At 53.9% G+C, this 19,908-nt stretch carries 16 protein-coding genes and 1 pseudogene; 13 read left to right on the top strand and 4 right to left on the bottom strand.

What is annotated here, in order from left to right:
- The first annotated feature begins 135 nt into the window (after positions 1 to 135).
- On the top strand, positions 136 to 1,734 hold the full coding sequence (locus MRY16398_RS14970; protein ID WP_125124709.1) for an ABC transporter substrate-binding protein: 1,599 nt from the start codon (positions 136 to 138) through the stop codon (positions 1,732 to 1,734).
- Positions 1,735 to 1,745: 11 nt separating this feature from the next.
- Positions 1,746 to 1,979, top strand: a complete 234-nt coding sequence (locus MRY16398_RS14965) for a DUF2526 family protein (RefSeq protein ID WP_039079091.1) — start codon at positions 1,746 to 1,748, stop codon at positions 1,977 to 1,979.
- A 1-nt stretch (position 1,980) separates the two neighbouring features.
- On the opposite strand, the gene MRY16398_RS14960 is transcribed toward MRY16398_RS14965, so the two are convergent.
- The gene (locus MRY16398_RS14960; RefSeq protein ID WP_071194147.1) at positions 1,981 to 2,430 is read right to left on the bottom strand and encodes a DMT family transporter; all 450 of its coding nucleotides are present in this window, start codon (positions 2,428 to 2,430) and stop codon (positions 1,981 to 1,983) included.
- The gene (locus MRY16398_RS14955; protein ID WP_039079089.1) at positions 2,430 to 2,945 is read right to left on the bottom strand and encodes a GNAT family N-acetyltransferase; all 516 of its coding nucleotides are present in this window, start codon (positions 2,943 to 2,945) and stop codon (positions 2,430 to 2,432) included. The genes MRY16398_RS14960 and MRY16398_RS14955 overlap by 1 nt, the downstream gene beginning before the upstream one ends.
- A gap of 38 nt (positions 2,946 to 2,983) precedes the next feature.
- Between MRY16398_RS14955 and MRY16398_RS14950 the strand changes: the two genes are divergently transcribed.
- The 4 genes from MRY16398_RS14950 to MRY16398_RS14935 all read left to right on the top strand — a co-directional run bounded on the left by MRY16398_RS14950 (position 2,984) and on the right by MRY16398_RS14935 (position 7,710).
- Positions 2,984 to 3,556 (top strand): helix-turn-helix domain-containing protein, encoded by a 573-nt coding sequence (locus MRY16398_RS14950; protein ID WP_039079088.1) that lies wholly within the window; start codon positions 2,984 to 2,986, stop codon positions 3,554 to 3,556.
- A 70-nt stretch (positions 3,557 to 3,626) separates the two neighbouring features.
- Positions 3,627 to 4,664, top strand: a complete 1,038-nt coding sequence (locus MRY16398_RS14945; protein ID WP_125124708.1) for an NADP-dependent oxidoreductase — start codon at positions 3,627 to 3,629, stop codon at positions 4,662 to 4,664.
- A gap of 259 nt (positions 4,665 to 4,923) precedes the next feature.
- The gene (locus MRY16398_RS14940) at positions 4,924 to 5,580 is read left to right on the top strand and encodes a GntR family transcriptional regulator (protein WP_125124707.1); all 657 of its coding nucleotides are present in this window, start codon (positions 4,924 to 4,926) and stop codon (positions 5,578 to 5,580) included.
- 198 nt (positions 5,581 to 5,778) lie between these two features.
- Positions 5,779 to 7,710: a methyl-accepting chemotaxis protein gene (locus tag MRY16398_RS14935; RefSeq protein ID WP_125124706.1), complete on the top strand. Its 1,932-nt coding sequence runs from the start codon at positions 5,779 to 5,781 to the stop codon at positions 7,708 to 7,710.
- A 52-nt stretch (positions 7,711 to 7,762) separates the two neighbouring features.
- Here MRY16398_RS14935 and pqqU read toward each other — a convergent pair whose 3' ends face one another.
- Complete coding sequence (pqqU, locus tag MRY16398_RS14930; RefSeq protein ID WP_071194150.1) at positions 7,763 to 9,877, bottom strand: TonB-dependent receptor PqqU; 2,115 nt, start codon at positions 9,875 to 9,877, stop codon at positions 7,763 to 7,765.
- A 258-nt stretch (positions 9,878 to 10,135) separates the two neighbouring features.
- Between pqqU and yncE the strand changes: the two genes are divergently transcribed.
- Positions 10,136 to 11,197: a 7-bladed beta-propeller protein YncE gene (gene yncE / locus MRY16398_RS14925; protein ID WP_125124705.1), complete on the top strand. Its 1,062-nt coding sequence runs from the start codon at positions 10,136 to 10,138 to the stop codon at positions 11,195 to 11,197.
- Positions 11,198 to 11,258: 61 nt separating this feature from the next.
- Here yncE and ansP read toward each other — a convergent pair whose 3' ends face one another.
- On the bottom strand, positions 11,259 to 12,755 hold the full coding sequence (ansP, locus tag MRY16398_RS14920) for an L-asparagine permease (RefSeq protein ID WP_039079082.1): 1,497 nt from the start codon (positions 12,753 to 12,755) through the stop codon (positions 11,259 to 11,261).
- A gap of 477 nt (positions 12,756 to 13,232) precedes the next feature.
- Here ansP and MRY16398_RS14915 point away from each other — a divergent pair, with 477 nt between their 5' ends.
- The 6 genes and pseudogenes from MRY16398_RS14915 (at position 13,233) to MRY16398_RS14885 (ending at position 19,902) form a co-directional block, all read left to right on the top strand.
- The gene (locus MRY16398_RS14915; RefSeq protein ID WP_125124704.1) at positions 13,233 to 14,249 is read left to right on the top strand and encodes an LLM class flavin-dependent oxidoreductase; all 1,017 of its coding nucleotides are present in this window, start codon (positions 13,233 to 13,235) and stop codon (positions 14,247 to 14,249) included.
- Positions 14,246 to 15,367 carry an amidohydrolase gene (locus MRY16398_RS14910; protein WP_125124703.1) on the top strand — a complete coding sequence of 374 codons (1,122 nt, stop codon included), beginning with the start codon at positions 14,246 to 14,248 and terminating at the stop codon, positions 15,365 to 15,367. Before MRY16398_RS14915 ends, MRY16398_RS14910 begins: the two co-directional genes overlap by 4 nt.
- 63 nt (positions 15,368 to 15,430) lie before the next feature.
- A pseudogene (locus MRY16398_RS30620) lies at positions 15,431 to 17,692 on the top strand (NtaA/DmoA family FMN-dependent monooxygenase).
- Positions 17,693 to 17,702: 10 nt separating this feature from the next.
- Positions 17,703 to 18,212, top strand: coding sequence for a GNAT family N-acetyltransferase (locus tag MRY16398_RS14895; RefSeq protein ID WP_107223090.1), 510 nt, complete (start codon positions 17,703 to 17,705; stop codon positions 18,210 to 18,212).
- Between the two features lie 9 nt (positions 18,213 to 18,221).
- Positions 18,222 to 19,145 (top strand): amino acid ABC transporter permease, encoded by a 924-nt coding sequence (locus MRY16398_RS14890; protein WP_079497464.1) that lies wholly within the window; start codon positions 18,222 to 18,224, stop codon positions 19,143 to 19,145.
- A complete protein-coding gene (locus MRY16398_RS14885) occupies positions 19,129 to 19,902 on the top strand; it encodes an amino acid ABC transporter ATP-binding protein (RefSeq protein ID WP_125124701.1) in 774 nt (257 codons plus the stop codon). Before MRY16398_RS14890 ends, MRY16398_RS14885 begins: the two co-directional genes overlap by 17 nt.
- The last annotated feature ends 6 nt before the right edge of the window (positions 19,903 to 19,908 follow it).

Below are 19,908 nucleotides of genomic sequence, written 5' to 3'. Positions count from 1 at the left end.
ATGATAAATTTAATTTTGCTGGAAAATTCAGCAAAAACAACTGGATTAGAATAACCTGATAGTGATTCGTTATTTGCCAGTTCACTTCTGCTGTGCTGAGATTAATACTCCAAATAATAAATAAGGCCCGAATCTATGTTCGCAAGGAAATCCCTGCTCGCGCTGGCGCTGAGCACGCTGTTACCTGCAGGCGCCGTGTGGGCGGCAAACAATGACACCCTTGTCTATTGCTCCGAAGCCTCGCCGGAATCGTTTAACCCGCAAATCGCCAGCTCTGGCCCATCGTTTGTTGCCAGTTCACAGGTGCTGTATAACCGCCTGGTGAACTTCGATCCGGTGAAAAACACCCCGATTCCGTCACTGGCCACCGCCTGGACAATCTCGCCGGACGGGAAAACATACACCTTTACGCTGCGTCAGGGCGTCAAATTTAACAGCAATAAATACTTTAAACCGACCCGCGATTTTAATGCGGATGACGTTATTTTCTCCGTCATGCGTCAGAAAGACCCTAAGCATCCTTATCATAATGTTTCGAAAGGAAATTACGAATATTTCAGCGATGTTGGGCTGGATAAACTGATTCAGGATGTCAAAAAGGTTGATGACTATCACGTTCAGTTTGTTTTGAGCGAGCCTAACGCCGCGTTTCTTGCCGACTGGGGAATGGACTTCGCCTCCATCCTCTCTGCGGAATATGCCGACGCCATGCTGAAAAAAGGGACGCCGGAGAATGTCGATAACTGGCCGATCGGTACGGGCCCGTATGTCTTACAGCAATACAAAACCGACGCGCAAATCCGCTATCTCGCAAACCCCAACTATTGGGACGGCGAGGTGCCGACAAAACACCTGATTTTTGCCATCACCCCGGATGTCCAGACGCGTCTGGCGAAACTGCAAACCAACGAGTGTCAGATTATCCCGGCGCCTGCGCCGGTTCAGTTTGAGCAGATTAAGGGCAATAAAGATCTGACCCTGCACACTATCGATGCGCTGAACGTCGGCTATCTGGCGTTTAACACCGAGAAAAAACCGTTTGATAATGTCCTGGTGCGTCAGGCGTTAAATTACGCTACTGACAAAAAAGCGATTGTCGATGCGGTCTTCCTGGGGGCGGGTACCGTGGCGAAATCGCCGCTGCCGCCGAACATGCTGGGCTACAAAAAAGATCTGAAAGATTACGGCTACGATCCGGAAAAAGCCAAAGCACTGCTGAAACAGGCCGGGCTGGAGAAGGGCTTTGAAACGACCCTCTGGTCCATGCCGGTACAGCGTCCGTACAACCCGAACTCACGTCGCATTGCGGAGATGATCCAGAGCGACTGGGCGAAAGTGGGCGTGAAAGCGAAAATTGTCTCTTATGAGTGGGGCGAATACCTGGCCGGGATGCGTCGCGGTGAGCATGATACCGCGCTGTTTGGCTGGATGTCGGATAATGGCGACCCGGATAACTTTGCCGACACCCTGTTAAGCTGCGCCAGTGTGAAAAGCGGTTCGAATGCCGCACGCTGGTGCGATAAAGCGTATGATGGCCCGGTACTGCAGGCTAAACTGACCAGCGATCCGGCAAAACGCGCCGGGCTTTATGGTCAGGCGCAAGAGGTCTTCTATCAGCAGGCGCCGTGGATTGCGCTGGCGAACGGTAAAACCTTCTATGCCACACGCAGTAACGTCACGGGTTATAGCGTGAGCTTAATGGGCAGTGATTTTTCGAAAGCAAAACTGAATTAACAGGGGTAGGCATGTCACATCTGGATGAGGTAATCGCCCGCGTGGACGAAACCATTGCACAAAGCGTGATTGCAAATATGAACGAGCTGCTGATTGCACTGAGCGACGATAGCGCGCTGAGCCGGGAAGAGCGTTATACCCAGCAACAGCGCCTGCGTCACGCCATCTCGCAGCATGGTCGTCAGCATAAAGAGGATATGGAAGCGCGACGCGAGCAGCTCACCAAAGGTGGCAGTATCCTGTAAATCAGAACTGGCGTCTGGCAACCAGCCAGGCGCCAATCACCAGCAGAACCGCACCGCATACCGGGCCAATCAGGGCTTTGAGTGCCACCCCCTGGCTTCTGACCACATCCATCACCAGCCCTCCAATCAACTGACTGGCTACCAACACGGCAATGGTGGTGGCGGCCCCCACGTACTGATAGCCGCTGATACTGGCGAAGACAAAAAACGAACCGAGCAGGCCAGGGATCAACGTCCACCAGCGGACGGTTGCCGCCAGTTCGCTAAAGCCGGACAGGCCGTGTTTTACCAACAAGATACTGACAAACAGAACGATCCCCACCAGCGAGTTCAGCAACATCGCGATCAATATAGTGGATGACGACTGGGTGATGCGCACCATCAGAGTATTTTGCACCACCAGGCCAATGCCAGCGGCAACCAGAAAGCAGAGGGTAAGGGTCTGATTCATCAGATGGCGTCCGGGTCCTGGCGCTGATCCAGTTGCAACTGCATAAACGTCAGATCCAGCCAGCGGCCAAATTTGGTGCCCACCTGCGGCATCTGCGCAGTGACGGTGAAACCCAGTTTCTCATGCAGATGGATAGAGGCATGGTTCTGCGACTCGATGCCAGCAACCATTACATGTTTGCCAACGCGTTTAGCCTCGTCAATCAGTCGCGCCATCAGCGCCTGACCGATTTTCTTACCCTGGTGATCCGGATGGACGTAGACAGAATGCTCGACCGTGTGACGGAAACCGTCGAACGCGCGCCAGTCGCCAAACGACGCATAGCCAGTGACAACGTCACCTTCTTCGCTTACCAGTACGGGATAACCCAGTAGCGCACGTGCTTCGAACCAGGCAATCCGGTTATCCACGTCAACAGTTTTGTCATTCCAGATGGCCGCAGTGTGCACGACGGCGTGATTGTAGATCTCTGCAATTGCCGCGCAATCGTCTTTACTGGCGTAACGAATATTCATGGTTGAACCTCAGTGATTGTTCACTATAGTATTACGATATGAATACTATTACAGACAACATAAATCAACGGATCAGTGCGCGAATTCGCGTTGAACGGGAATCCCGAGGCTGGTCGCTTAGCGAACTGGCCGAGCGCGCTGGCGTCTCGCGCGCCATGATCCATAAGATTGAACGCGGGGAAAGTAGCCCTACGGCGACACTGCTTGCCCGCTTATCCGGGGCGTTTGGCATTAGCATGTCTACCCTGATTGCGCGCGCTGAGATGCAAGAGGGTAAGCTGTTGCGCTTTGCCGACCAGCCCGTCTGGCGCGACCCACAGACGCATTATTTGCGCCGTCATATCTCGCCGCGCAGCGATCTGCCCATCGACCTGGTACAAATCGATTTACCCCCTGGCAGCAATATCCCGATGCCAGCCTCTTCTTACGCACTTGCCAGGCAATTGATCTGGCTGCAGGAGGGGGAGCTGGTCTTTATGGAGGGTGATACGCGCCATGAAATGAAAGCGGGGGATTGCCTGGAGCTCGGCCCGCCTAACGACTGTCGCTTCATTAATGAAACTGACACATCCTGTCGCTACCTGGTAGTGCGCCTTAATCCAGGTAGTTAACAATGGATGTGCATCTCCTGTTTTCCACGACTAGTATCAATAGAACTTTTCATGGGAACAGGAGAGCAACATGAAACAACAGCATGACCGCAACCGCCGTTGGGTTCTGGCCTCAAGGCCAAAGGGCGCACCGACAGTCGACAATTTTCGGCTTGAAGAAGATACCATTGCCACTCCAGGCGAAGGCCAGGTGCTGCTGCGAACCGTCTACCTTTCACTTGACCCCTATATGCGCGGCAGGATGAGCGATGCGCCATCTTACAGTCCGCCGGTGCCGGTTGATGGCGTCATGTGCGGCGCTACCATCAGTCGCGTCGTACAGTCACAGCATAACGATTTCCACGAAGGCGACTGGGTGCTGGGCTACAGCGGCTGGCAGGATTATGAGATTTCCGGCGGTGAAGGGCTCGTCAAACTCGGCGAAAATCCTGAACATCCATCGTGGTCGCTTGGCGTGCTCGGGATGCCGGGTTTCACTGCCTATATGGGGTTATTGGATATCGGGCAGCCAAAAGCGGGAGAGACGCTGGTCGTCGCTGCGGCTACAGGGCCGGTAGGGGCGACGGTCGGCCAGATAGGTAAAATCAAAGGGTGCCGGGTTGTGGGCGTTGCTGGCGGCAGTGAAAAATGTCGCCATGCGGTGGATACACTTGGTTTTGATGCCTGTCTCGATCACCATGCCAGCGATTTTGCCGAACAACTGGCGAAAGCCTGTCCACAAGGCATCGATATTTATTTCGAAAATGTCGGCGGCAAGGTATTTGATGCGGTATTGCCATTATTGAATACCGCAGCACGAATTCCGTTGTGCGGGCTGATTAGTGGTTATAATGCGACCTCTTTGCCGGATGGTCCGGATCGTGTCCCGTTATTAATGGGGACGCTCCTGAAAAAAAGAATTCGCTTGCAGGGGTTTATTATTAGCCAGGATTATGGTCACCGCATCAACGAATTTCAGCGTGACATGTCGCAGTGGGTTAAAGAGGGGAAAATCCATTATCGCGAGCAAATCACTGACGAACTTGAAAGCGCGCCAGAGACCTTTATTGGCTTACTTGCCGGGAAAAACTTCGGTAAAGTTGTGATTCGCGTCGGCGAGGATAACTAAAAATGGTGGTGACGGTGAAAACCGTCATCATAATACGTGCAAAATTTTTAAAAACGTCTTTAATTATACAAGCATAAGGAATCGACGACCTTATCGGTAACGGTTCCTGGTAGTTGTGCATAAAAAATAATATTTTGTTCTAACTTTACGCGTCAATCCAATACCAGGCATGCTTATACATAATATATCTTCGTAAATTATGTTCACCGACACGCTACCAGGCTGAAAATAAATAAGAATTTGGACGGGACACAATCACATGCTTGATTTGGAAAAAGCGCAGCGGACGAGCCTTACTATGCAGGTAGAAGCCAGTCTAAAGAGTGCGCTTATTATTGGTGCGCTTAAACCTGGCGCCCGGCTCATCACGAAAGAAATTGCAGATCAATTAGGAACCAGTATTACGCCTGTCAGGGAAGCATTACTGCGTCTTGTTTCCGCAGGGGCACTTCATGCTACTCCTGCGCAAGCATTCCTTGTTCCGGACGTGGGTAAGGCGCGATTCATAGAAATTAGTGATATCCGCAAAAAACTTGAAGGCATGGCAGTTCGCGCTGCCTGCAAAAATATGACGGCAGGTAAAATTCATGAATTGCGTATTCTTGCCGAGGCTTTTAGTGAGGCGGCAAAAACAGGAAATACTGAATTGACTTTGCAGTCGAATCGCGTATTTCGTTTTGCCGTATATCATTATGCGGAAATGCCCACGCTTGCCGCAATAATTGAACAATTATGGGTTCGGATTGGCCCATGCTTTAATTATCTTTATCCTTCATCACCTGAGTTATCGCGTGGATATGATTATGGCGATTTATTATCCGCATTCGAGAAAGGCGACGAAAACGGTTGCGAAAAAGCAATATACCGCACCATTGATGATGGCGCAGGCATACTGTTAAAGCAGTTCAATAGCTGAGTGATAGTTTAGTCTTGAAATCATTCAGTGCAATTTGATGATTTTTAAATGCTCCCCACCAAAAATTTGGCAAAGGGGAGCATCATCATCACGTTTTTTGTCTTCAGCGATTTTCCCTCTTAACTCCCTGGGCTGCCTGCCGATAATCGATGAGTGCTAAGTTGAGCGCTAACATTGATGTGACGCAAGGAGTTTGGGATGTCTTTTAGCCAGGGGTTGAAAAATATAACTATCAGTAAAAAGCTGTCAGTCGGGTTTGGGATTGTGCTTTTTCTGGTTGCCATTGCTACCGTTCTGAGCGTATTGCGGTTTAAAGAGATCCGCGACGTCTACGCAAAAACCAACCTGATTTATAGCGTTAACATTGAGGTCTTTCAGGCCAAGATTAACCGCCTGAAGTATCTTTATGGTGATGAGAAAGCCGGTCCGATCATGTCCGACTACGTAAAACATGCGTCGCAGCTCACCGCCAGTGCAAGTGAAATGTCATGGAATGATGACGAGAGCGCGCTGTTGCATACGCTATCAGGCCATCTGGCGAACTTTGAAGCAGGGTCTGCGGAAATGCAGCAGGCGACGAAAGCCATGAAATCCGTTCGCGAGACCCTGGACCTGCTCGGAGCAGACGATAAGCATGCACGCTTTAGTACACTCATCTCCACACCTGTGGCTGATAACGCATTAAGCGCCCGGATTTTTGATCAACTGATTGCCATCGGTGGGGTGCGCGATGCTGCGTTAATGGTGCGTTTTAGCCCGACGAAAGAGACGCGCGATATTCTCGATGATCGCTTCAACAAAGCGCAGGCTGGGGTACAAACGCTTTCAGGCGAGCTTCCGGCTGAGCTGGTTTCTCCGATGCAGGCATTGTGGGATGAAACCGCTCGTTATCGCGACCTGAGCATCAACTATTTTACTGCGGTTCAGGCGATCAAAACGGCTGAGGATAAAGTTAAAGTCGCTGGCGATGACAGCAGCGCTGACATCAAGAAACTGATTGCGCGGGTGAAAACCTATAACGATGCACTGGCGGATAACTCCAGTACCACAGCGGCCATTATCGGCATTATTGCCATTCTGATTGGCGTAATTGTCTCTTGGTGGATTATTCGTCAGATCACCCGTCCTGTTGTCCATAACCTGGCGCTGGCCGAGCGTATCGCCAGTGGCGATCTCAGTTCGCAGATCACCGCACAAAGCGACGATGAACTGGGCAAACTCACCGCTGCAATGGGGCGTATGAATAGCCGTCTTCGCGAGATGATTTTTGACGTTCGTAATAGCGTGGCGCAGGTTTCCCATGCGGCAACGGAGATTGCCGAAGGCAATACCGATCTCTCTTCCCGGACAGAGCAACAGGCCGCCGCCGTCGTGCAAACGGCGGCCAGTATGGAAGAGTTAACCGCGACGGTGAAAAACAACGCGGATAACGCGCGTAATGCCAGCAGGCTTGCGGCGCAGGCTTCGAACACGGCCAGTGAAGGTGGCAACGTGATGCGTGATGTGGTGAAAACGATGAGTGATATCCACAATAGCTCAAACAAAATTGCCGACATTACCGCGGTCATCAACAGTATTGCCTTCCAGACCAACATTCTTGCACTTAACGCGGCGGTAGAAGCAGCCCGTGCGGGAGAGCAGGGACGCGGCTTTGCGGTGGTCGCCAGTGAAGTGCGTAGCCTGTCTCAGCGCAGTTCCCAGGCGGCGAAAGATATCGAGCAACTGATTACCGAGTCGGTGTCACGCATCAATACCGGCAGTGAACTGGTGGCTAAGGCCGGGGAAACGATGGGGCAAGTGGTGCAGTCGGTCACCCGTGTTAATGACATCATGGGTGAAATTTCTTCTGCCTCTGAGGAGCAAAGCCGCGGGATTGAACAAATTGCCCGCGCGGTGGGTGAACTGGACAGTACCACGCAGCAAAACGCCGCCCTGGTGAGCGAGTCGTCAAGCGCAGCAGGTTCTCTTGAAGAGCAGGCGTTACGCCTGGAACAACTGGTTGCGACATTCCGTCTTGAGTCGGGCGCGACGCCGGTAAAATCATCGACGCCTGCCAGGCCGCAGCCGCCAGTCTCAACGCCGCGTAAACCGGCTGAGGTGACCAGCGACGACGGCTGGACGACCTTCTGATAGAACAGAGGCCCGCTTTGCAAAAAGAGGGCCTCTGGTTATTCAACCGCCATCACTCAAAGCGATAGGCAACCGATAAACCTACGCCATAATTGCGCCCCGGCGCCGGTTCGTAGTAACGGTTATTGGATTCGTTAACAATCACCGATCCCACATATTCACGATCAAACAGATTATCCACGCGCCCGAACACATCCATCATCCAGTTACCGTAGTTAAATTTGTAGCCGGTGTTCAGGCCGACCACCGTCCAGGACGGTGCGGTTGCCGTGTTTTCGTCATTAGCGGCGATATCACTCATATAGTGCACATCCGCACCCGCATACCAGCCTTGTTCGGGGACATAGCCCAGTGATGCAAAGCCCATATTGCGCGCGATACCGGGGATCCGGTTGCCGTTGCAATTACTGTCCCCGCAGACGTCGCTGCGGTAGGTCGCATCCAGATACGTCCACGCCAGTTTTGCCCGCCAGTTTCCGGCGAACTGCTGATCGAGCGCCAGCTCCGCACCCTGACGGCGCGTTTTGCCGGCGTTTTTATAAGTGGTGCGTCCGCCGCTACTGGTATCGGTGACAATTTCGTTATCGGTATCGGTGCGAAAGAGTGCTGCACTGAGTAAGCCATAACCCACGCGAGTTTTGCTGCCGATTTCGATGGTATCGTTTGTCGATGGCTTAAGGGCAAAATTGAGTCCACTTTGCCCGCCAGAACGGTAAGAGAGCTCGTTAATGGTAGGCGTTTCAAAACCACGCCCCGCCGCCGCATAGAGATTCCAGCTATCGGTCAGCGCATATTTCAGCGACCCGGCAGGCAGCCATTTGTGATAGCTGGCATCACCGCTGTCATCGCCGTTGCTCGCCGTAATATAGTGATCGTTTGAGTCAAACCAGACCGAGCTATAACGCAGCCCCGCATCCAGCGACAGCTTATCGGTCAACTGCCAACGGGTTTGCACATAAGGGTCGACGTTCCACATCAGGTTGCGTTCGTTACGACGCAAATTCCCTTCACGACCATAATCCGGCGCGCCATTGACCATCACAAAGTTTTCATAGCCTTTGCGCTGTTCGCTCATGGTTTCGTAATTCAACCCGCTGGTGATAGTCACCGGTACCAACAGTTCGCCGCGATGGGTCCAGCGAGTATCGATCCCCTGGTAATGGCGGGTCAGGTCGATTACGCCCCCGGCGTGCTGTGGGTTCAACTGGGGGCCGCGAGGAATTGACTGGTACTGGGTGGTTTCACGCTCCCCGGCGTACATCATGACACTCACATCGTCCTGCGCGCTGAGCTGGCGCTCATAACGCAACCCGGCCTGTGTCTGTTTAACCGTTTTGCGCGTGTCGTACTGCACGGCACGCGGTGACTGGCGCGGGTTATCGTGCCACTCCTCTTTTGTGAGACCGCCCGGATCGTTCGCCTTGATGTCCACGCTATTGAAAATCAGCGTCAGCTTACTGGCCTCGTCGATACGCACACCCAGTTTGGCGTTGGCGAGATTTTTACGCGCACCGCTGCGATCGCGATAACCGTGGGTGACAAAACGGGTCGAGGAGACCGTGTAATCTACATCGCCCGGCTGTGTGCCATCGCCCACCGCACCGCTGGCTTTAGTGCCATAGCGCCAGCTTCCGTAACTGCCGTAATAACTGCTGGCTTCAAGTTCCGTTGGCTGATGGCCCGTCTGGGTGGTCACATTCACCACACCGCCAGATGCATTGCCGTACAGAGCAGAGAAGGGGCCGCGCAGGACGTCGATACTCTCGACACTGGTGAGATCGATATTCGAGGTTTGTCCCTGTCCGTCCGGCATGGTGGCAGGAATACCGTCGACATACATGCGGATACCGCGCACGCCGTAGGTCGAGCGGGAACCAAAACCGCGAATGGAGAGCTGTAAATCCTGCGCATAGTTCTGGCGATTTTGCACCTGTAAGCCAGGCACGCCGCCCAACGATTCCGAGAGGTTTATTTGAGGCGTGGCCTGACGAATATCGTCGCCGTTCACGACACTGATAGCCGCCGGGGTGTCGAGTTCTGAAACTGTGCGGGGTGTCGCGCTGACGATCATCGTTTGTTCATTGTCGGCCGCCAGCACGGCAGGCGCGTAGATGACCGGAAGTAACAGCGCTGGAAACGCTGTTCTTGAAAGGGCAAAAATATTCATAAATTGACCAGAATAAGAAACGAACCAAATGGGAACATGGCGTAATGTTAATATCTTTAACAATTCATGAAAACTTTAAGGGCACATTACGTTAACAAAAAGTGTAGACGTTACCGCCGATGACAGTAAAAACAGATTTACTGCTCCACATTGCACGCAATAATGATTACTATTCTCAATTAATAAGGCAGGGCTATGACCCTGGCGTCATGGAAGCATGTGAAGCAAAACTATATTTGTTTATCAAAGGGAGTCGTCATGTCTTTACGTCATTTATCTGCGCCACGTCTGCGTCGTTCACTGTTGTTAGGTTCACTGCTGCTCGCCGGGACATTTCACGCCCAGGCCAGCGAAGAGATGCTGCGTAAACCGGTCGGTAAAGGTGCCTACGAAATGGCCTGGAGCCAACAGGACAACGCGCTGTGGGTGGCTACCTCACAGAGCCGTAAAACCGATAAAGGCGGCGTGGTCTACCGTCTGGATCCACTTTCACTGGACGTGACGCTGGCTGTCCATAACGATCTCAAGCCGTTCGGTGCCGCCATTAACTCCCGGACGCAAACCCTGTGGGTGGGGAATACCACTAATGGCGCCGTCACTGCCATTGACGCGAAAACGGGCGATGTGAAAGGGCGCCTGGTACTTGATGACCGTAAGCGCAGTGAAACTGTGCGTCCGCTGCAGCCGCGTGAACTGGTGGTGGATGAATCGACTAACACCGTTTACATCAGCGGTATCGGCAATGAGAGTGTGATTTGGGCGGTAAATGGCGAAACCATGACGCTCAAATACACCATTACGGGGACCGGTAAATTCAGTACGGGTCTGGCCATCGATGCGGCGGCAAAACGCCTGTATAGCACCAACGGTGACGGGGAATTGCTGACTATCGACACCGCCAGCCACAAAATTGTGGCGCGTAAGAAATTGCAGGATGACGGTAAAGAGCACTTCTATCTGAACCTGAGCCTGGACACCGCAGGCCATCGCGCCTTTATTACCGACTCCAAAGCGCCTGAGGTTCTGGTCGTTGATCTGCGTAATGGGGCTGTACTGCAAAAGATCGCCGCGCCGGAATCCCTGGCGGTGCTGTTTAACCCGACGCGTAACGAGGCGTATGTCACCCATCGTCAGGCGGGCAAAGTCAGCGTGATTGATGGCAAAACCTATAAGGTGGTGAAAACCTTCGATACGCCAACGCATCCGAACAGCCTGGCGCTTTCCGCCGATGGTCAGACGCTCTATGTCAGCGTGAAACAGGCGGCCAGCAAAGAGAAAGAGGCCACTGAGCCTGACGACATCATCCGTATTGCCCTCTAAGCACGCATAAAAAAAGCCAGCCGGTGGAATACCTGGCTGGCTTTTATTTTTACACGTCAGATTATTTCGCGGTTTCTTCTACAAGCTCAGTGGGAGCAGCGGTAGCGTCAGCCACGACCGGCGCGGTGCTGTGAATTTCCGCTACGCGTTTACGCACACCGAACCAGCCAATCACCAGCAGCACAATCAGCAGTGGGAGACAACCTATGGTCAGGGTGCCGTTCGGGTAGTCAAACGCCATCAGAACCAGCACAGAGAAGAGGAACATCAGCGTTAACCAGGAGGTGAACGGTGCCCCAGGCATTTTAAAGCTGACTTCCGCCGCTTTACCTTGTTTGATGGCTTTGCGCAGACGCATCTGGCAGAGCACGATAAAGCCCCACGACGCGATAATGCCCACAGACGCCTGGTTAAGAACGATTTCAAACACCTGTGCCGGAACCAGATAGTTCAGGAACACGCCCACAACGTAGACCGCCAGGGTCGCGAGGATCCCCGCGTACGGTACGTGCTGTTTGTTCATTTTGGACATGAACTTAGGCGCGGAACCCCCCATCGACATGGAACGCAGGATACGCCCCGTGCAGTACAAGCCAGAGTTCAGGCTCGACAGCGCAGCGGTCAGGACCACGATATTCATCACGTCGCCCATGTACGGCACGCCCAGTTTGGAGAAGAAGGTCACAAACGGACTCTGCCCCGGCTGATACGCCATCCACGGCAGCAACAGAACCAGCAGCACCACGGAACCAACGTAGAACAGGCCGATACGCCAGATAACGCTATTGATCGCTTTCGGTACGGTTTTTTCCGGGTCTTTACATTCACCGGCTGCGGTACCGACAAACTCGATAGAGGCAAAGGCGAAGACCACACCCTGGATCAGAACCAGCGCAGGGAGCAGACCGTGGGGGAAGAAGCCGCCATTATCGGTGATCAGATGGAAACCCGTCGCGTTGCCGTCCAGCGGTTTACCGGATCCCAGGACGATAGTCCCGACAACCAGGAAAGCGACAATGGCCAGTACTTTGACCAGCGCGAACCAGAATTCCATTTCAGCGAACCACTTCACACCGATCATATTCATGGTCCCGACGATGGCAAGCGCACCAAGGGCAAATACCCACTGCGGTACATCGCCAAACGCACCCCAATAATGCATATATAACGCAACGGCGGTGATATCCACGATGCCGGTCATCGCCCAGTTTACGAAATACATCCAACCGGCGACATAGGCCGCTTTTTCACCCATAAATTCACGGGCATACGAGACAAAACTGCCGCTGGAAGGGCGGTGTAATACCAGCTCACCCAGCGCACGTAAGATGAAGAAAGAGAAAAGACCACAAACCAGATAAACGATCGCCAGTGATGGCCCCGCCATCTGCAGACGCGCTCCGGCGCCTAAGAATAACCCCGTTCCGATTGCGCCGCCGATAGCGATCATCTGTACGTGGCGGTTGCCCATCGCTTTGTTATAACCCTCTTCGTGAGAGTTTAACCAGCGTCGTTTCGCGGCCTGATGCTCCGCCGCGTTGTTGTTGGTTGTTTTCATTGCGTTACCCGTTGACCTGTCTGAATCTTTTGGAACTTCCTCGACCCCACAGAGCAGCAAGACAATCGTTTGCTCTGTTGGGAAAGCGTTCTGTCTTTTCAATCATTCTACGTATGAATAAGACACAACATGGCGCAGCATCCTACCTGCATTTTTTTGGCGACGCAAAACATACCAGACGAAAAAACGATGGGTATGAGTTGAATTTGTGACGTAAGTGTTACTTGACAGTTTAACTGATTCAATATGGCGAAAAAGACGGCAGAAATGACTAAGCATGCAAAAGGAAAGACGATGTCGGCGAGGTTGCACGGCACAGGGGAATGCGGCCTTATTCATAAGCGCAAATAATGACTACCGTCCCTCTGCGGGGGCTACTTTGCAAATTTTTTGCTTATTTAATGTAAATTAATTGTTTCACAAGGCCGTAAGCCCATTCCAATAATGCAGACATGTTACCCAATAAGAGCGTGCTGCATGTCTTATCGTCTGAGTTTGCTGGATAAAAGCCCGATTGCGGAAAATGAAACCGCACAGGATGCGCTGAACCGTACGTTACAACTGGCGCAACAGGCAGAAAGAGGCGGCTTTCACCGCTTCTGGATTGCGGAACATCACAATACGTCCCAACTCGCCAGCCCATCCCCTGAACTGCTTATCGCCTGGATTGCAGGACAAACGCAGCGGATCCGCATCGGCTCCGGCGGCGTCATGTTGCAACACTACAGCCCTTATAAAGTCGCGGAAAACTTCAACGTGCTGGCTTCGCTGGCTCCTGGCCGTATCGATATCGGTATCGGTAAAGCGCCAGGCGGACTGCCTCTGTCCACACGCGCATTACAGCGAGGATTGCACCCGCAAGATAAGGGGAGCTTTGCCGACCAACTCGGTGAGCTGGATAACTGGCTTAACGCGAAGCAGGCTACTGCCGATGCGGAATCTCTGGCCGCCACACCGCTTCCCACAGAACGTGCGCAGGGGTTTCTGCTCGGCGCGAGCCTTGAGAGCGCACAACTGGCGGCGAAACTCGACTGGAATTTCGTTTTTGCGGCCCATCTCAATGGCGACAGAACATTGCTACGTGACGTTGTCACGCAGTGGCGAGCGCTGAGCCAGCGCGACCTGATTGTCGCCGTGCAGGTGATTGTTGCCGACACGCAAAACGATGCCGAACGGCTGGCGCAGCAGGTGGAGATTTGGGGTGTTGAACTGGAAAACGGTCAACGGGTCAGCGTTGCCAGCGAAGCCCAGGCTCAGGCCTTCGCACGTCAGGCAGGAAGCCCGGCGGTACGAATTTTCCGCCGGGAACCGTCGCTGATTAAAGGCACCGCAGAAACTGTGCTGGCCGGGCTGGATGCGCTGGCAGCGGAATTTGGCGTGGATGAGTTCATTCTTGATAACCCGTTGGTTGACCCCAATGCGCGTATTGCTTCATTGCGCCTGCTGAGTGAATCCTGGCGGCAAAGCACGGTTATCCAGGAGGTGGCGCAATGAGTTTTGTTCAACAACTGATTGACTGGCGGCGTGAGTTGCATCAGTACCCGGAACTGTCTTTACAGGAGTTTGAAACCAGCCGCCGGGTAAGCCACTGGCTGGAAAATGCCGGGCTGCGCTTAGTCCCCACCACCTTGCCTACGGGCGTGGTCGCGGAGGTGGGCAGTGGCGACAAGGTGATTGCTCTGCGCGCGGACATTGATGCCTTACCGATTGAAGAGGCGGTCGACGTACCTTATGCCTCGCGCAATAAAGGGGTGATGCATGCCTGCGGCCATGACATCCATACCAGTGTCATGCTTGGTGCGGCACTGTTGCTAAAAGAGAAAGAATCCGCTTTACCGGGACGCGTGCGGCTGATCTTCCAGCCTGCGGAAGAGAATTTCGGCGGCGCAAAGCGGCTCATTCAGGCAGGCTTGCTAAACGGTGTCAGCGCTATTTTTGGCATGCACAATGAGCCTGGCCTGCCCGTGGGCACGTTCGCCACGCGCGGCGGCCCGTTTTATGCCAACGTTGACCGCTTTGTCGTGCAGGTCGGCGGTAAAGGGGCGCACGCCGCGCGTCCCCATGAAGGTAATGACGCCATCCTGCTCGCCAGCCAGCTTGTGGTCGCGCTACAAACCATCGCCAGCCGGAATGTGGATACCCTGGATTCGGTGGTACTGAGTGTTACCCGGATGCAGGGCGGCAATACCTGGAATGTGCTGCCGGAGCAGGTCGAACTGGAAGGCACGCTGCGTACCCACCGTAGTGAGGTGCGTGAAAAAGTGAAGGAGCGCGTCAATGATATCGCTGCCGGACTGGCCCGCGCCTTTGATGCAGAGATCACCGTGCGCTGGTTCGAAGGCCCATCGGCGCTGGTTAACGATGAACGCTGGGCCGCCTTTACCCGCGACGTTGCGGACTGGCACGGCTATGACACGCAGGTAGCACAGTTGCATATGGGCGGGGAAGATTTTGCCGTCTATCTCGAACATATTCCCGGTGCGTTTGTCAGTATTGGCAGCGCCAGTGAATATGGCTTGCACCATCCGTCGTTTAATCCTGATGAAGCATTAATTGAAGACGCCGCGCGCTATTTCGCGTTGCTGGCTGAAAAAGCCTTACTCCAGCCATAACGGAATAAAACAACCTGGGGCGACAGCTCCGGGGAACCTGTTGCCTGAAAATGAGGATGGATTATGTCACAAGCTCGTCAACTGCGCCTTGGCACCATATTGCATGGCGCATCCGGAAATATGTCCGCGTGGCGACACCCGGCAGCCAAAGCCGACGCCAGTATTAATTTTTCTTTTGTTCAGGAAACGGCATTAAAAGCCGAAGAGGGAAAATTCGATTTTTTATTTGTCGCCGATGGCTTATATATTAATGAAAAATCCATTCCTCATTTTCTAAACCGTTTTGAACCCATCACCGTATTATCGGCACTGGCGAGCGTCACCCGCCATTTAGGGCTGGTTGGCACGTTGTCGACCTCCTATAGCGAACCTTTTACCGTGGCGCGTCAGTTTGCCAGCCTCGACCATTTAAGCAACGGGCGCGCGGGCTGGAACGTCGTCACCTCGCCGCTGGAGGGCTCGGCAAAAAACTTTTCTCGCCAGCAGCACCCGGAACATGCGCTGCGTTATCGCATCGCCGATGAATATCTGGACGTGGTGAAAGGACTTTGGGACTCCTGGGAAGAGGATGCCTTTGTTCGCGATAAAGCGACAGGGCAATTCTTTGACCCGCAAAAACTGCATACGCTTAATCATCGTGGCGATTTTTTTCAGGTCGCCGGGCCACTGAATATTGGCCGCACGCCACAAGGACGACCCATTATATTTCAGGCGGGCGCATCTGATGATGGCAAGAAATTAGCGGCACGACACGCTGATGCGATTTTCACCCACCACGAGACGATCGACGAGGCCAAACATTTTTATCGCGATGTCAAAGCGCAACTGATTAATAATGGCCGTCGCGAAGATGAATTACATATCTTCCAGGGCGTCAGCGTGATTGTTGGTGATAATGCGCAGGACGTCGAGCAGCAATATCAGACCACCGCAGCGCTGGTCTCCATTCAGGATGCGCTCAATTACCTTGGCCGTTATTTCGAACACCATGATTTTAGTCAGTACCCGCTGGATGAACCTTTCCCGGACATTGGCACTCTGGGGCAAAACAGTTTTCGCAGTACCACCGATGAAATCAAACGTCATGCCCGTGAGCGCCACTTAACGCTGCGTCAGGTGGCGCTGGAGGCGGCCTCACCGCGCCCGCGTTTTTCCGGCACCCCGGAGCAGGTGGCAGACGGCCTGCAACAGTGGTTCGACGAGCGGGCAGCCGACGGTTTTATCATCCAGGGCGGTACGCCGGATACTTTCCCACGCTTTGTCGACACCGTGGTGCCGATTTTGCAGGCTCGCGGTCTGTTCCGTAAGGCCTATCCCGGCACGACCCTGCGCGAAAGTCTTGGTTTACAACAACCTGCGAATCAATTCACAAAACAATAAAGAGAATACGCTATGCAGAAATCATCGCTCCTCCTCGCAGTGACACTGGCGTTCGCGCCGCTGGTCTGGGCCAATGACGTCACGATTAACGGCACCGGCGTTAGCCTTGAAGCTAACAAAACGCCCATTAACACGCCGCGCAATGCCGACGCGGTGGCCCGCTTGCCGAAAGATTATCATCTGGCGGTACCGGGAAAATTTACGGTGGCGGTGGCCGCCCTTAACTCGCCGCCGCTGACGGTCTTTTCTGATGACAACAAAACCCTGCTCGGCAGTGAGGTAGATATCGCCCGTCTGGTTGCCGACAGCCTCGGTCTGGAACTGAACGTGGTGCCGACCTCCTGGGAGGACTGGCCGCTCGGGGTCACCTCCGGCAAATATGATGCGGCAATCAGCAATATCACCGTCACCAAAGCGCGCAAAGAGAAGTTTGATTTCGCCACCTACCGCAAAGATTCCCTCGGCTTTTACGTGAAATCCAGTAGCCCGATCAAAGCCATTGAGAAGGCAGAGGACATCGCCGGGCTGCGTATTATCGTCGGCTCCGGCACCAATCAGGAGGCCATTCTGCTGGCGTGGAATGCGGAAAACGAAAAGAAAGGGCTTAAACCGTTCACCCCGGTCTACACCAAAGATGATGCCGCCCAGACGCTGGCACTGCAGTCCGGTCGTGCGGATGCCTTCTTTGGCCCGAATGTGATTGGCGCCTGGAAAGCCGCGCTGACCAATAAAACCCGTCTGGTAGGCAGCGTGGACGGCGGCTGGCCGAAAGCGGCACATATCGCGGTCACGCTGAAAAAAGGCAGCGGCCTGGTGGAGCCGGTACAGATTGCGCTTAATGGCGTCATTAAAAATGGCGATTACGAAAAAGTGCTCAATCGCTGGGGTGAGGGCGTTGAGAAGATCCCGACCTCAGAAATCAACCCCGCCGGATTGGGCGACTAAGGAGGCGCAGATGAGCGAACGTTTCCGTGATATCTCCCCCGACGCACCGGAATTGCAGCCCGTGATAGCCGGTCTGTTTGGCGAATATGCCGCCCGTTATGGCGATTATTTTTCTAAAGATGCCGAGGTGGAACTGACGGAGTGGTATCTGCCGCCGCAGGGGCTATTCATTGTGCTGGAGCGTGACGGGGCGATTATCGCCACCGGCGCGTACAAACCGAAAGATGCCCACACGGCGGAAATCAAACGCATCTGGACACAACACACCCTGCGCAAGCAGGGGCTGGCCAGTAGAGTGGTGGCCGAACTGGAACGGCGCGCGGTGCTGGCGGGCTACAGCCGCATCTTTCTGACCACCGGCTTTCGTCAGCCGGAAGCGGTGCAGCTCTATCTTCGCCAGGGTTATGAAGCGCAGTTCGATCTGACGCGCGACCCGGAGGAGTACAGCCAGCCACCGTTCGATGGCCGCCTGCGGTTTACCAAGACCTTAGCGGTCGACACGCTCAGTAAAACTGCCTGAGGGATAAACATGAAAACGACAGAGTCTATCAAAGTTGTCCCGGCACGCTACCCAATGCGGATCGTCGGGGCTGTTATCGCGTTGATCGTACTGGCGATTGTAGTCCAGTCCGTCGCCTTTAACCCACGCTGGGAGTGGCGCGTTTTTGCCCGCTGGTTCTTTGATCCCGTGATCCTGGAAGGTCTGGGTCAGACGCTGTTATTAACGCTACTCGGTACGGCATTAAGCGTTATCTTTGGCGGCGTGCTGGCGCTGGCGCGGTTGTCCAGCTCCTGGCTATTGAGCAGCCTGGCGTGGAGCTATATCTGGCTGTTTCGTTCACTGCCGCTGATTGTGGTACTGATTATTCTCTACAACTTCTCTTATCTCTATGACACGCTGACGATTGGCATTCCGTTTACGCAACTGAGCTGGGCGCACTACGAAACGGTGAATGTGCTGGGGCAATTTTCCACGGCGGTGGTTGGCCTGACGCTGGTGCAAAGCGCCTATACGGCGGAAATCATTCGTGGTGGTTTTTTAGGGGTCGATCACGGGCAGTATGAGGCCGCCGCCGCATTAGGGCTTCCTGCCTGGCGACGCACCCTACGCATTATTCTGCCGCAGGCGCTGCGGACCATTTTGCCGTCCGGTTTTAATGAAATTATCAGCCTCGCTAAGGGAACGGCGATGGTCTATGTGCTGGCGATGCCGGAGCTGTTCTACACCATTCAGATGATCTACAACCGCACCCAGGAGGTGATCCCGTTACTGATGGTGGGTGCCGTGTGGTATCTGGTGATCACCAGCGTGCTGTCGGTGATTCAGCATCTGGTTGAACGCTGGCTGGCGCGCAGCGAACGTCGCTCCGCCGTCAATTCCCGCCGGGTGCGGGCTACGACACCTGCCCGTGTCGCGCAACCACAGGAGCCGATTCATGCCAGCCTCTCTTAATGGTCATATTTCGATTACCGGGGTCAGCAAATATTTTGGTCGTCATAAGGCGCTGGATGATGTGTCGCTTGAGATCCCGCCAGGCACCGTGACCGTGATTCTCGGACCTTCCGGCTCCGGCAAATCGACGCTTTTGCGCACCATTAATCATCTGGAGCGTGTCGATGAAGGCTTTATTCAGATTGATGGCGACTATATTGGCTATCGCCGCAAAGGGGATAAGCTCTATGAACTGAAAGAGCGCGAGATCCTGCGCCAGCGGGTAAACGTGGGCTATGTGTTTCAGAACTTCAATCTGTTCCCGCACCTCACGGTACTGGAAAACCTGATTGAAGCGCCGATAGCCCATCAGCGGCTCAGTCGCAAAGAGGCCATTGAGCAGGCGTATCAGTTGCTCGATGTGGTAGGGCTGCGCAATAAAGAGGATGCCTGGTCACGCCATCTTTCTGGTGGGCAGCAGCAGCGTATTGCCATTGCCCGCGCGCTGGCGCTGCGCCCACGGGTAATGCTGTTCGATGAACCCACCTCTGCGCTGGATCCGGAACTGGTTGGCGAAGTGCTGGATGTCATCAAAAAGCTGGCCCGTTCCGGTACAACCCTGGTGGTGGTTACGCACGAAATCGGTTTTGCCCGCGAAGTCGCGGATCAGGTGGTGTTTATGGTAGATGGCAAAATTGTGGAGCAGGGCGACAGCGACACGGTGCTCAACCATCCGCAGCATCCAAGGACAAGGCAGTTTTTATCGAAGGTGTTGTGAGAGACG

It is taken from the genome of Phytobacter sp. MRY16-398, from assembly GCF_003925915.1.
Classification (GTDB): domain Bacteria; phylum Pseudomonadota; class Gammaproteobacteria; order Enterobacterales; family Enterobacteriaceae; genus Phytobacter; species Phytobacter diazotrophicus.
This window is presented reverse-complemented; position numbering and strand designations above follow the sequence as displayed.